General features: G+C 69.4%; 11 protein-coding genes. 1 reads left to right on the forward strand and 10 read right to left on the reverse strand.

Annotated features, from left to right (window positions below; translation table 11 throughout):
* From GUY60_RS25305 to GUY60_RS25340, 8 genes are all read right to left on the reverse strand, one after another.
* Positions 1-304 (reverse strand): protease inhibitor I42 family protein (locus GUY60_RS25305; RefSeq protein ID WP_161701726.1); only part of this gene is annotated, 304 nt, incomplete at its 3' end.
* Positions 305-387: 83 nt separating this feature from the next.
* A complete protein-coding gene (locus GUY60_RS25310; protein WP_161701728.1) occupies positions 388-789 on the reverse strand; it encodes a hypothetical protein in 402 nt (133 codons plus the stop codon).
* A 16-nt stretch (positions 790-805) separates the two neighbouring features.
* Positions 806-1,285 (reverse strand): protease inhibitor I42 family protein, encoded by a 480-nt coding sequence (locus GUY60_RS25315; RefSeq protein WP_161701730.1) that lies wholly within the window; start codon positions 1,283-1,285, stop codon positions 806-808.
* A 20-nt stretch (positions 1,286-1,305) separates the two neighbouring features.
* Positions 1,306-2,925 carry a peptidoglycan-binding protein gene (locus GUY60_RS25320; RefSeq protein ID WP_161701732.1) on the reverse strand — a complete coding sequence of 540 codons (1,620 nt, stop codon included), beginning with the start codon at positions 2,923-2,925 and terminating at the stop codon, positions 1,306-1,308.
* Positions 2,926-3,021: 96 nt separating this feature from the next.
* Positions 3,022-3,480 carry a WXG100 family type VII secretion target gene (locus GUY60_RS25325; RefSeq protein ID WP_161701734.1) on the reverse strand — a complete coding sequence of 153 codons (459 nt, stop codon included), beginning with the start codon at positions 3,478-3,480 and terminating at the stop codon, positions 3,022-3,024.
* 167 nt (positions 3,481-3,647) lie between these two features.
* On the reverse strand, positions 3,648-4,397 hold the full coding sequence (locus GUY60_RS25330; RefSeq protein WP_161701736.1) for a succinate dehydrogenase/fumarate reductase iron-sulfur subunit: 750 nt from the start codon (positions 4,395-4,397) through the stop codon (positions 3,648-3,650).
* A complete protein-coding gene (locus GUY60_RS25335) occupies positions 4,394-6,370 on the reverse strand; it encodes a fumarate reductase/succinate dehydrogenase flavoprotein subunit (RefSeq protein ID WP_161701738.1) in 1,977 nt (658 codons plus the stop codon). The genes GUY60_RS25330 and GUY60_RS25335 overlap by 4 nt, the downstream gene beginning before the upstream one ends.
* Positions 6,371-7,042, reverse strand: a complete 672-nt coding sequence (locus GUY60_RS25340) for a succinate dehydrogenase (protein WP_187370125.1) — start codon at positions 7,040-7,042, stop codon at positions 6,371-6,373.
* 132 nt (positions 7,043-7,174) lie between these two features.
* On the opposite strand from GUY60_RS25340, the gene GUY60_RS25345 reads away from it, so the two are divergent.
* Positions 7,175-8,071, forward strand: coding sequence for a LysR family transcriptional regulator (locus tag GUY60_RS25345; protein ID WP_161701741.1), 897 nt, complete (start codon positions 7,175-7,177; stop codon positions 8,069-8,071).
* A gap of 288 nt (positions 8,072-8,359) precedes the next feature.
* Here the strand turns inward: GUY60_RS25345 and GUY60_RS25350 are convergent, their stop codons facing one another.
* Together GUY60_RS25350 and GUY60_RS25355 are read right to left on the reverse strand one after the other, a co-directional pair.
* Complete coding sequence (locus GUY60_RS25350; protein WP_161701743.1) at positions 8,360-10,516, reverse strand: putative bifunctional diguanylate cyclase/phosphodiesterase; 2,157 nt, start codon at positions 10,514-10,516, stop codon at positions 8,360-8,362.
* Complete coding sequence (locus tag GUY60_RS25355) at positions 10,513-11,322, reverse strand: SAM-dependent methyltransferase (protein WP_161701745.1); 810 nt, start codon at positions 11,320-11,322, stop codon at positions 10,513-10,515. The genes GUY60_RS25350 and GUY60_RS25355 overlap by 4 nt, the downstream gene beginning before the upstream one ends.
* Positions 11,323-11,879: the final 557 nt, after the last annotated feature.

The raw sequence follows: 11,879 nt of genomic DNA on the forward strand, positions 1-11,879 counted from the left end.
CACCTATGCCCTCTCCCCCACAGTGGCCGTTGACGCAGTACAGGAACCTCACCTTCGTGGTGCCGGGCTCCAACCCGCGGAACGTGAAGTGCTGGGTGCTGCCGTCCCCGCCGTCGTTGTCCCCGCTGTCCCCGAATTCCCGCTCCTTGCTGACGAGGCGGACGACATCACGGTCGGGCCGCGGGTCCACCAGCGACCAGCTCTGCCCCCGCGAAACCCCCGCCGGCAACTCCAACTCGAACTCCTCCCCCACGTCGACCTCGACGGCCCGATCGGTCGCCTCGTACGACGCGGGCCCGAACAACCCGCACCCCGTCAGCGAGACAGCAGCGACCGGCAGTACGAGGGCAACGGCCAGGCGCCTGTGGATCCGAGCCGACCGTGCACTCAACGCCCCACCCGTTCCCGTGCCGTACGCCGCAGGCCGATCAACTCCGCGACGGACTCCAGCCACCGCGCGACGACCTCATCCCCCTCGACCGGTTGCGCCACCTGCGCCGCCGACTCCAGCCAGCCCCGGACGAGTTCGGTGGCCTCGCGGCCGGGCAACAACTCCGGCAGCCGGGCCGCGTATCCCACACCGCCCGCACGAACGGTCTTGCCGAGAAACGCCACGGACCGGGGCAGCACCCCCATGCGGTCCAGCAGCACCGCAGCTCCCACGGCGCCCTCTCCGAACAACGCAGCACGGTGCGGCCCGTGAGCGCCCAGACCGTAGCGGAAGAGCATCGCCACATCGACGCGGGCGGACTCGTCATCGGTCTTCTGCGGACGTTCGACGGGATTCACGGGCGCTCCGTTCCGGTCATCGGACGGTGACCTTGTAGATGAAGTACGCGGGGTCGTTGCCGGGGGTTCCGGTGGCTGTGGGTACGGGGGCGTACATCGAGGATGTGGGGTGCGGCTCCGGGTTGTCCTTCGTGCCTGTACACACCACGGCCGGACAGTGGAGCAGCTTGATCTCCGTGGTCCCCGGTCTGACGCCCTTGAAGTCGAAGTACAGGGTGCCGTCACCGTCACCGATGACATCCGGGTCGCTCGGCTCGGTCTCCAGACGCTTCCCCACACGCTCGACGACGTCTCGGTCGGGATGCGGTTTCACCAGGTACCAGTACTCGGCGATCGCGGGATTCGCCGGTACGGAAAGGGTGAACTCCTCGCCGGCGTCCACTTCGATGGCCGCTCGTTCTTCGGGTTCGTACGTCGTCGGGCCGAACAGCCCGCAGCCGGTAAGAGCCACCGCGGCCGTCGGGAGCAGCAGAGCAGTGGCGAGCGCCTTGCGCATGGCTGACCTTCGTTCCTCGGTCACTCGGCGGGTACGTGAACGCCTGTGGCGTCCGGCAGCGTGCTGTTGGCCGCCTTGTCCATACGGCCGTGGACGAAGTCGTCCTCGCTGACCCAAGTGGTGTGCCCCCAGGGGTTGTAGACCTGCAGCATGTCGCCCTCCTGGCCGATGATCATCACTGCGTGTCCCTCGTCCGTGTCCGGCCCGTCCAGCGTGATGGGCACGGGCCTTCCTTCGGCCACCGATTTCTCGATGTCCGGCAGTACGTCCCGTCGGGCGTTGGCGCTGCCCGTCTCCTGATAGGCGTACTCACCACCCGTGTGCGGGCTGATCTCCTTGTTGGCGATGGTCGCCCCACCCTCTGGTGCCATCCCTGCCGGAGTGTCGCCACCGAAGGGGAATTCGTACTCGTTGAGACCGTCGCCCTCCTCGTGCAGCCGCAGCTGCTCGCGCCGCAGCCTTTCGGTGAACGCGTCAGCGTCGTCCTCCTTTCCGTCACGGCCGCCTGTGAGCCCAAGGGCATAGACGGGGTCGACCATGGCACGCCCGGTCACGACGGAGGATGGCACGCACGTATTGCCTTCCTGCTCCCACTTCGCGTCGTGGAACCACTGCTCGTCCGAGTTCGCGTTGGCGCCCTTGTAGCCACCGGAAGGGACCCGACCGTCGTCCCTCATGCTGTCCCCGGCCGTCGTCACCGGCGTCAAGTGCCGTCGCAGCCAGTCCGGGTCCTTGTCGTGGATCTTGTCCCGGAAGCCCTCGACCTCCTTGAGGTCGTGCCCGGCTGCCAGAGCCTTCATCAGGTAGGCCCGTTCCTGGGGGCTGCCGGCCTCAGCCAGCATTTCCTCCATCTTCGCCTGGTCACGCGCGTTCATGCGCTCCATCGCCCGCCCCGACCTCTCCAGGTCGTTCGCGGTGAGCAGTTCGTTCCATTCGGCAGGATCGTCCGCCGGGTCGCCGGCGGAAGTGTCGGCCAGTAGCAGCTTGTCCGCGGCGGAGATGCTGTCCGTCTTCATCTGCCCCGCCCGCGCCTCGGAGGCAAGCTTGTTCAGGTCTCGCGCCGCCGCGCGGGCGGCGTCGTCGGCGGTCTCGGCCGCCGAGCGCAGGTTGGACACCCCATTGCCGGCGACGCTGCGGGCCCGCAGCCGCTCCGCCTCCTCGGCGTCCTTCTCCACCAGGTCGTCGAAGAAGCCGTCCTCCCCGCCCAACATGCCGAGCGCGTCCCGCAGTTGCTCGCGGCCACGCTTGTCCTGGCTCTGCGCCGCCGTGAGTTCGTCGGCGAGATGCATCAGGGCCTTCGCGGCGGCCTCGAAGGCCTGCTCCATCGCGTCGGCGGAGTCGGCTGCGGCCATCACCACTTCTGCCGCCAGACCCCCGGTACTGCCGACCCACGCGTCCGGGATCCCGGTGTCGGCCACGTGCCGTACCCGCCGCTGCACGTCGGCGATGTCGTCGACCTGTCTGCGGTACGTCCTGGCGAGCCCTTCGAGAACGGCGGGGTCGCCGACCGGAGGTGAGACGCTCAGCGCAAGGTTGATGATCTCGATGAGGTCGTTCTTGTCGTCCGCGGTCAGGACTTCTCCGAGGTACTCGGTGAGTCTCTGTCTGCGGTCGGTGGTGGATTCGCCTGCTTCGGGCATGGTCGTGCTGCCTCCGGCGGATATCGGAGTGGACGGGAATGTGAACGGCTATGGAGCAGGGCGGTGTTCACCGAAGCACCACCTCAAGGTCCGAGTTCAGTCGAAGTCGGACAGCGTCCTGGGCGCCTCGCCCGGTGCGGGCATCGTGCGGTAGCCGGGCGCGGGCAGATCGCCCGCGGGCGCCGGCATCGTCCGGTAGCCGGGGCCGGGCAGTGATCCGGCGGGGGCCGGCATCGTGGTCATGTCCTCTCCGCCCGCCGCACTCATGTCGCGGATGGCGGCGTTCTCGGCGCCACGGTAATTCGCCTTGGACGTACGGATCTTGTCGGCCAGCTCGTGGAGTGCGCTCTCCAGAACCTTCGCCTCGGCCTGCCAGTCACCGGCGAAGTTGTTGTACGCGGGGCCCGCGTCGGAGCCGCCCAGGACGTCATTGCCGTAGCACGCCGTGTCCTTGACCGCCCTGGCGATCGCGCCGACGTCATCACCCGCCGCGTCCAGCTTCTGGGCCTGGTCATCCATCCCGCCCTGCTGGACGCGATAGCCGCTTCCCTCCATGCTTCCGCACCCCCCGATACGCGATCCCCGCAGCCAGCGCGCTGGATCGCATGTGATCTTTGCGGAAAAAACTAACAGAGAGCAGTGACAGCAGCCTCACCCGCCGTCACCGCTCTCCGTGTTCACCGCGCGCGCCGCAGCCGCTCAGCCAGGCGCGCGGTGTCGCCTCAGCCCCGAGAAACCTTCCGCGTAGCCCGCAACCACTCCCTGTTCATCGCCGCGATCGACGGCAGCGGGATGCCCTTCGGGCAGGCCGTGGCGCATTCGCCGGTGAGGGTGCAGCCGCCGAAGCCCTCGTCGTCCATCTGGCCGACCATGTCGAGGACGCGGGTCTCGCGCTCGGGGGCGCCCTGCGGAAGGACGTTCAAGTGGTTCACCTTGGCCGAAGTGAACAGCATCGCCGAGCCGTTGGGGCAGGCCGCGACGCAGGCGCCGCAGCCGATGCACTCGGCGTGCTCGAAGGCCGCGTCGGCGTCCGCCTTGGGGACCGGGGTGGCGTGGGCTTCCGGGGCCGCGCCGGTGGGCACGGACACGTATCCGCCGGCCTGGATGATGCGGTCGAACGCGGAGCGGTCCACCACCAGGTCCTTGACCACCGGGAACGCGGCGGCCCGCCACGGCTCGATGTCGATCGTGTCGCCGTCCCGGAACGACCGCATGTGCAGCTGGCAGGTCGTCGTGCGCTCGGGCCCGTGCGCGTCGCCGTTGATCACCAACGAGCAGGCGCCGCAGATGCCTTCGCGGCAGTCGTGGTCGAAGGCGACCGGGTCGTCGCCGCGCAGGATGAGTTCCTCGTTGAGGGTGTCGAGCATCTCCAGGAACGACATGTCCTGCGAGATGCCGTCCACCTCGTACGTGGACATGCCGCCGTCGGCGTCGGCGTTCTTCTGGCGCCAGACGCGCAGGGTGAGCTTCATGCGTAGCTCCGCTGAGTGGGGTGGACGTACTCGAAGACGAGGTCTTCCTTGTGCAGGGCCGGGGCCTCGCCCGTACCCGTGAACTCCCAGGCCGCCGCGTACGAGAAGTCCTCGTCGCGGCGTTCGGCCTCGCCGTCGGGGGTCTGGGACTCCTCCCGGAAGTGGCCGCCGCAGGACTCGGCGCGGTGCAGGGCGTCGAGGCACATGAGCTCGGCGAGCTCCAGGTAGTCGACGATGCGGTTGGCCTTCTCCAGGGACTGGTTGAACTCCTCGCCGACGCCGGGGACCTTGATGCGGCGCCAGAACTCGTCCCTGATCTGCGGGATCCGGTCGAGCGCCTTGCGCAGCCCTTCCTCGGTACGGGCCATGCCGCAGAACTCCCACATGAGTTCGCCGAGTTCACGGTGGAAGGAGTCGGGTGTGCGGTCGCCGTCGACCGCGAGGAGACGGGCGAGACGCTCCTCGGTCTCCGCCAACACCTCGCGTACGACGGGGTGTTGGGAGTCGACCTCGCCTCCCACCGGGTTGCGCGCGAGGTAGTCGTTGATGGTGGAGGGGAGGACGAAGTAGCCGTCGGCCAGCCCTTGCATCAACGCGCTGGCACCGAGGCGGTTCGCGCCGTGGTCGGAGAAGTTGGCCTCTCCGACGGCGAACAGGCCGGGCACGGTGGTCTGCAGGTCGTAGTCGACCCAGAGTCCGCCCATCGTGTAGTGCACGGCGGGGTAGATCCGCATCGGCGTCTCGTACGGGTTCTCGGCGGTGATCCGCGCGTACATGTCGAAGAGGTTGCCGTACTTCTCCTCGACGGCCTTCTTGCCCATGCGCGCGATGGCGTCCGCGAAGTCGAGATAGACGCCCTGGCCTCCCGGCCCCACGCCCTTGCCCTCGTCGCAGACGTTCTTCGCGGCGCGCGATGCGATGTCGCGGGGTACGAGGTTGCCGAAGGACGGGTAGATGCGCTCCAGGTAGTAGTCGCGCTCGTCCTCGGGGATCTTGTTCGGCGGGCGGTCGTCGCCCTTTGCCTTGGGCACCCAGATGCGGCCGTCGTTGCGCAGGGACTCCGACATCAGCGTCAGCTTCGACTGGTGGTCGCCGGTGCGCGGGATGCAGGTGGGGTGGATCTGGGTGAAGCACGGGTTGGCGAAGTACGCGCCCCTGCGGTGGGCCCGCCAGACCGCCGTCGCGTTGGAGTTCATGGCGTTGGTGGAGAGGTAGAAGACGTTGCCGTAGCCGCCGGAGGCGAGCACCACGGCGTCCGCGAAGTACGTCTCGACCTTGCCGGTGATCAGGTCGCGGGCGACGATGCCACGGGCCCGGCCGTCCACGACGATGACATCCAGCATCTCCGTACGGGGGTGCAACTCCACGTTGCCCGCGGCGACTTGGCGGGACAGGGCCTGGTAGGCGCCGAGCAGCAGTTGCTGACCGGTCTGGCCGCGCGCGTAGAAGGTACGGGACACCTGCACGCCGCCGAAGGAACGGGTGTCGAGCAGACCGCCGTACTCGCGCGCGAAGGGCACACCCTGTGCGACGCACTGGTCGATGATCTCGACGGAGATCTGCGCGAGCCGGTGCACATTGGACTCGCGGGCGCGGAAGTCGCCGCCCTTGACCGTGTCGTAGAAGAGGCGGTGCACGGAGTCGCCGTCGTTGCGGTAGTTCTTCGCGGCGTTGATGCCGCCCTGCGCGGCGATGGAGTGGGCGCGGCGCGGGGAGTCCTGGTAGCAGAACTGCACGACGTGGTAGCCCTGTTCGGCGAGCGTGGCCCCGGCGCTGCCGCCCGCGAGGCCGGTGCCGACGACGATCACGGTGTGCTTGCGGCGGTTGGCGGGGTTGACCAGCTTGGCCTCGAAGCGGCGGGTGTCCCAGCGCTCGGCGATCGGCCCTGCGGGCGCCTTGGCGTCGACGACCGGATCGCCGGTGGTGTAGTCGGCGTACGAGCCGTAGGAACCGTGAGAATCAGGGGTCTTCATTCAGCTCACCACTCCGGTCATGACGCCCACGGGCACGGCGACGAAGCCGAGCGTGAGCAGTACGGCGAGTACGTCGGCGACGGCCCTCAGGACGCGGTCGCGGGTGGCGCTGCCGACGCCGAGGGTCTGCGCGGCGCTCCAGAATCCGTGCCGCACATGGAAGCCGAGGGCGACCACCGCGACGATGTAGATGACGTTGCCGTACCAGGTCGAGAACGTGTCGATGATGTTCTGGTACGGGTGCAGGTGCTCGAATCCGCCGGGGTGCACGGTGCCGGTGGTCAGGTCGAGGATGTGCCAGACGATGAACAGGCCGAGGATGATCCCGCCCCAGCGCATGGTCCGCGTCGCGTAGCTGGACTTGGCCTTCTTGTGCACGTACTTGCTCGGCCGCGCCTTGATGTCGCGGCGGCTGAGCTGGTACGCGGAGGTCGCGTGCGCCACGACGGCGAGCACGAGCACGATCCGCACGAGCCACAGCGCCCACTCGTGGTGCAGCACGGGCGCGCCCATGGTGCGCAGCCAGTGGGCGTACTGGTTGATGTCCTCGGGCCCGAAGAAGATCTTGAGGTTCCCGATCATGTGGGCGACCAGGTAGAGCAGCATGACGATGCCGCTGACGGCCATCACGGTCTTCTTGCCGACGGAGCTGTCCCAGATGGTGCGGGGCATGGACGGCCGTCGGTCCGTCCGCGTTGCCAGAGCCATGACGCAAGACGCTACGGGCCTAAGGCCTCAGAGGTCCAAGACATTGACCACCTCGTTTCCATAGCCATTACCTATCGAGCTTGTACGCTGCGGGGTATGCAGTTGCAGCAGCTCCAATACTTTGTCGCGGTGGCCGAGACCAGGCACTTCACCCGTGCCGCCGAGCAGGTGCACGTGGCGCAGCCCTCGCTGTCACAGCAGATCCGGGCGCTGGAACGGGAGTTGGGCGCCGAGCTGTTCAGCCGGGCGCGGGGCAACATCGCGCTCACGGACGCGGGCGAGACCCTGCTGCCGCTCGCCCGGCGCATCCTCGCGGACGCGGACACGGCGCGGCAGGAGGTGCAGGAGCTGGGACGCCTGGAGCGCGGCCGGGTCCGCCTGGGCGCGACGCCCTCTCTCTGCACAGGTCTGCTTCCGGACGTCCTACGCGCCTTCCACGACCGCTATCCGGGCATCCGCCTGCTGATCGAGGAGGGCGGCTCCCACGATCTCGTACGCGAACTCGCTCGCGGCGCCCTCGACCTGGCCCTCGTCGTCCTGCCGCTGCCGTCCCCCTCCCCCGCCCTGACGACGCTTGAGCTGCTGCGCGAGGACCTGGTGGTGGTCTCGTCACCGGACGCGCCGGCGCCGGGGGCGCGGGGACGTTCGGTACGGGTGGCGGACCTGCAGCGCGAACGCCTCGTGATGTTCCGGCACGGCTACGACCTGCGCGAACTCACGGTCGCGGCGTGCCGTACGGCGGGCTTTGAGCCGGACTTCGCGGTGGAGGGCGGGGAGATGGACGCGGTCCTCGGGTTTGTGCGCGCGGGCCTGGGGGTGGCGGTGGTCCCGCGCATGGTCGCCACCCGAGCGGGCCGCGACCTCCGCGTCACCCCGCTCACCCGCCCGGGCCTCCACCGCACGATCGCCCTGGCCCACCGCAGCGATGTGGCTCCGCCCAGGGCTGCGCGGGAGTTGCAGCGGATGCTGGTGGAGACGAACGTCTCCGGCTGAGGTGTGCCCCTTCAGGGGCGCGGGGAACTGCGCAAGGCCAGGCGCAGCCGGCCTTCCAGGGGCGCAGGGAACTGCGCGACCAGCCCCCACCGACCCGCACCGGTGCACGCGTACGTACATCGCACTCGGCACCGTGGGGCTGTGCCCACCCTCCCCCAAGCTCTCGACTTCGCTCGAGCAGGGGGGACCCCCATCGCCCCTGGCGGACCAGCTGCCCACAGGGGGGAGAGGGAGGGCCCCACAGCCGGGAGGCAAAAGGGGAAGCAGGGGGCAACGCCCCCTGGAAGCTCAACCCGTCGCGTCGACCATCGCCAACGTATGCAACCGCTCCGGCGGACCGGGCCGCGCGTAATACCACCCCTGAGCCGTATCGCACCCAAGATCCCGCAACTGCTCCGCCTGAGCCCCGGTCTCCACGCCCTCGACCGTGACCGACAGGTCAAGACTGTGGGCGAGGGAGACGACTCCCTCGACGATCTTCAGGTCCACCGGGTCGACCGGATACCGCTGCATGCCCTGCGTGAAGGACCGGTCCAGCTTCAGCACACTCACCGGCAGGCGCCGCAGATTCGCCAGGTTCGAGTACCCCGTACCGAAGTCGTCGAGGGCGATGTCGACGCCCATCTCGGCAAGGCGCCGCAGCGGCTTCAGCAGGTCGTCGTCCGCGCCGATCAGCGCCGACTCGGTGACCTCGAGGCAGAGCGCACCCGGTTCGAGCCCGACCCGCTCAAGGACCTCCACCGTGTCGGCGACGAGGTGCGGGTGGTGCAGCTGGACCGGGGAGAGGTTGACGTTGATCCGCAGCGGACCGGCGTCCGCGTGCCGCTGCTGCCATTCGTGAGCCTGGCGTACGGCCTCCTCGAGGACCCAGCGGCCGAGCGGCACGATGAGGCCGGTGTGCTCGGCGAGCGGGATGAACCGGTCAGGCCCGAGCACCCCGTGCTGCGGATGCGTCCAGCGCACCAGCGCCTCGGCCCCGCTCACCGACCCGTCCGCGAGGTGCACAAGGGGCTGGTACTCGATGAAGAACTCGCCGCGCGCCAGCGCCGCGGGCAGCGCGGTGGTCAGCCCGTGCCGGGTGATGGTGCGCGCGTCGACCTCGGGGTCGGCCAGCTCGAAGCGGTTGCCGCCCGCGGACTTGGCCCGGTACATGGTGATGTCGGCGCTGCGCAGCACCTCGGCGGGGCTGCGTTCGCCCGCGGGCCCTTCGACGATGCCGATGGAGCCGCGCACGGTGATCTCGCGGCCCTCGATGCGTACGGGGATGGCCAGCATGGACAGGATGCGCCCGGCGAGGTCGTCGACCTCGCGCTCGGTGTCGGTGCCGGTGGTGAGCGCCACGAACTCGTCGCCGCCGAGCCGGGCGACCATCTCGCCCGGTGCGGTCGCGCACGACTGGAGCCGGTCCGCGACCTCGACGAGGAGCCGGTCGCCGGCCGCGTGGCCGAGGCTGTCGTTGATGGCCTTGAAGCCGTCGAGGTCGAGGTAGCACAGGCCGAACCGCTTGCCCTCGCCCGCGGCGAGCGCCTTCTCCAGGCGTTCGAAGAACAGGGTGCGGTTGGGCAGTCCGGTGAGCGCGTCGTGCGTCGCCTCGTACCGCAGGCGCAGGTTGAGCAGCCGGCGCTCGGTGGTGTCCTCCATCAGCGCGAGCTGGTACTGCGGCCGGCCCTCGGCGTCGCGCAGCAGGGACACGGTGAGGTTGGTCCAAAGGGCGGTGCCGTCGTGGCGGTAGTACGGCTTCTCGACGCGGTAGTGCTCGCGCTCGCCGCGGACCAGCTCCTCGTAGAGGCGCCAGACCTGCGGGGCGTCGTCGGGGTGGGTCCAGTCGCTGAGGTTGCGGCCCCGGATCTGCTGTCCGAGGCCGCCGCCGAACATCCGGGTGAGGGTGTCGTTGACCTGGAGCACGGTGCCGTCGAGGTCGGCGATGCCGATACCGATGGCGGCGCCCTCGAAGACGGCGCGGAAGCGGGCCTCGCTGGCGTGCAGGGCTTCGGCGACGGCGTGCCGGGCGTCGAGGGCGGCCCGCGAGATGGCCTCCTGCTCGGCGAGGGTGCGCTCCCTGAGGGCCTGCGCGAACCCGGCGGCGACGGCGTGCTGGAGGCGCGAACAGCGCGACCTGAGTGCGTCCTTGCCGCGCGGGTCGTCCTCGCTGCCGCAGTAAAGGACCAGGTAGGCGTCGACCACGTCGAGGGTGCGGCTGAGCGCGTCCGGGTCCGTGCAGTGCGCGCCGATCAGGGCGGCGCCGACGGCCTGCCCCTCGGCGGCGGTGAAGCAACGGGCGGCGAGCGCGTCCCGCAACCGCCGGGCCAGCGGCACCAGTTGCTGTTCCAGCTCGCCGCGGCTCAGCGAGGTCGCCGTGACGGGGAAGACCGCCCGGCTCCATATGGTGGCGAATCTGCGCAGTCTTCCCTCGGGCCCGTCCGGCGCCGCGCTCTGCTCGGTCACGCCGTGCGCCCCACACCCGCGTACCCGGAGAAGGCGAAGGGGTCCTCCAGCTCCGGCGGCGTCTCGGGCCGCCAGTGCGGCATCTGTACGAGCCCTGGCTCGACCATGTCGTACCCCTCGAAGAAGCGCGCGATCTCGTCGCGCGTGCGCATGACCAGCGGGTTGCGGGTGTTCCGGTAGACCCCGACCGTGCCGGCCGCCTGCTCCTGCTGCGGCACACCGTCGTACGAGGCATGCGTGAGCACGAGCAGGCTGCCGGGCGCGAGCGCGTCGCGCAGTTCGGCCACCACGGCGTACGGATCGTCCGCGTCCTCCACGAAGTGCAGGATAGCGACGAGGAGCAGCGCCACCGGCTGCTCCAGGTCCAACAGGGCTTTCACCTCAGGGCTGTTGAGGATCTCCTGCGGGGTGCGCAGGTCGGCGGCGACCACGCCCGCCGACTCGTTCCCGGTGAGTACGGCCCGGCTGTGCTCGACCGCCACCGGGTCGTGGTCGACGTATACGACCTTTGCCCGGGGATTTGCCGCCTGCACCACTTCGTGAACGTTTCCGAAGGTGGGAATACCGGAGCCGATATCGAGGAACTGCGTGATTCCCGACTCGATGGCGAATCGCACCGCTCGCCTCATGAACGCACGGTTCGCCTGCATCACCTTGGGAAGTCCGGGCATGAACTCCATGGCCTGGCGGGCCGCTTGCCGGTCCACCTCGAAATTATGCGATCCGCCCAGGTAGAAGTCGTACATACGGGACACGCTGGGCTTCGAGGTGTCGATGCCCGGCGGGGCCCAGGCGGGTCGATCCATCGTGTCTCCAAGGCGTAGGCGAGCCGGTGTTCGAGCCGAGGCTACTGATCGCTCGCCAACGGGTCGAGCAGAACCGGAAATTGCTCATCCGTTCTCGGTCACGGCCTGCGACGAGTGCACCTGCAGCTGCACGTGCACTTGGCCGATTGCAGATGCACACAGGTTGAGGCGCGGACCGACGGCCGACGAGCGGCACGCGGCCACCCGGAACACGCGACCGAACGCCCGGCCCGCTCTCCACCCGCCACCCGCCTGCTATTTCTTTACCCCGGAACCGCCCGGCCGACCCGCCATCCCCCGCACCGGTACCCGACTGTGATCGCACACCGACGAAACCCCAAGTACTGCCTGTGTACTGCGTGTTGACGACTTACCGCCGGTTGCCGCCGGGCCTCGCACTCAGCGAGACGCTTCAACTCCCGCCCCTGAAAGGCCCTTTGACCACACCGGTCACTCCACCCCGCACGGACCGGCGGGCGACGGTGCCGCTCCGTTCGACAGTGCCAACAGGCCACGGCCGTGCCGCCCTCGCCGGGCCCCGCAAGGCTCCCACCCTG

It is taken from the genome of Streptomyces boluensis (assembly GCF_009908195.1).
GTDB lineage: Bacteria > Actinomycetota > Actinomycetes > Streptomycetales > Streptomycetaceae > Streptomyces > Streptomyces boluensis.

Coding starts and splice junctions, on each gene's coding strand:
- GUY60_RS25315 (WP_161701730.1), bottom strand. CDS start 1,285: ATGCGCAAGGCGCTCGCCACTGCTCTGCTGCTCCCGACGGCCGCGGTG.
- GUY60_RS25320 (WP_161701732.1), bottom strand. CDS start 2,925: ATGCCCGAAGCAGGCGAATCCACCACCGACCGCAGACAGAGACTCACC.
- GUY60_RS25325 (WP_161701734.1), bottom strand. CDS start 3,480: ATGGAGGGAAGCGGCTATCGCGTCCAGCAGGGCGGGATGGATGACCAG.
- GUY60_RS25330 (WP_161701736.1), bottom strand. CDS start 4,397: ATGAAGCTCACCCTGCGCGTCTGGCGCCAGAAGAACGCCGACGCCGAC.
- GUY60_RS25335 (WP_161701738.1), bottom strand. CDS start 6,370: ATGAAGACCCCTGATTCTCACGGTTCCTACGGCTCGTACGCCGACTAC.
- GUY60_RS25340 (WP_187370125.1), bottom strand. CDS start 7,042: ATGCCCCGCACCATCTGGGACAGCTCCGTCGGCAAGAAGACCGTGATG.
- GUY60_RS25345 (WP_161701741.1), top strand. CDS start 7,175: ATGCAGTTGCAGCAGCTCCAATACTTTGTCGCGGTGGCCGAGACCAGG.
- GUY60_RS25355 (WP_161701745.1), bottom strand. CDS start 11,322: ATGGATCGACCCGCCTGGGCCCCGCCGGGCATCGACACCTCGAAGCCC.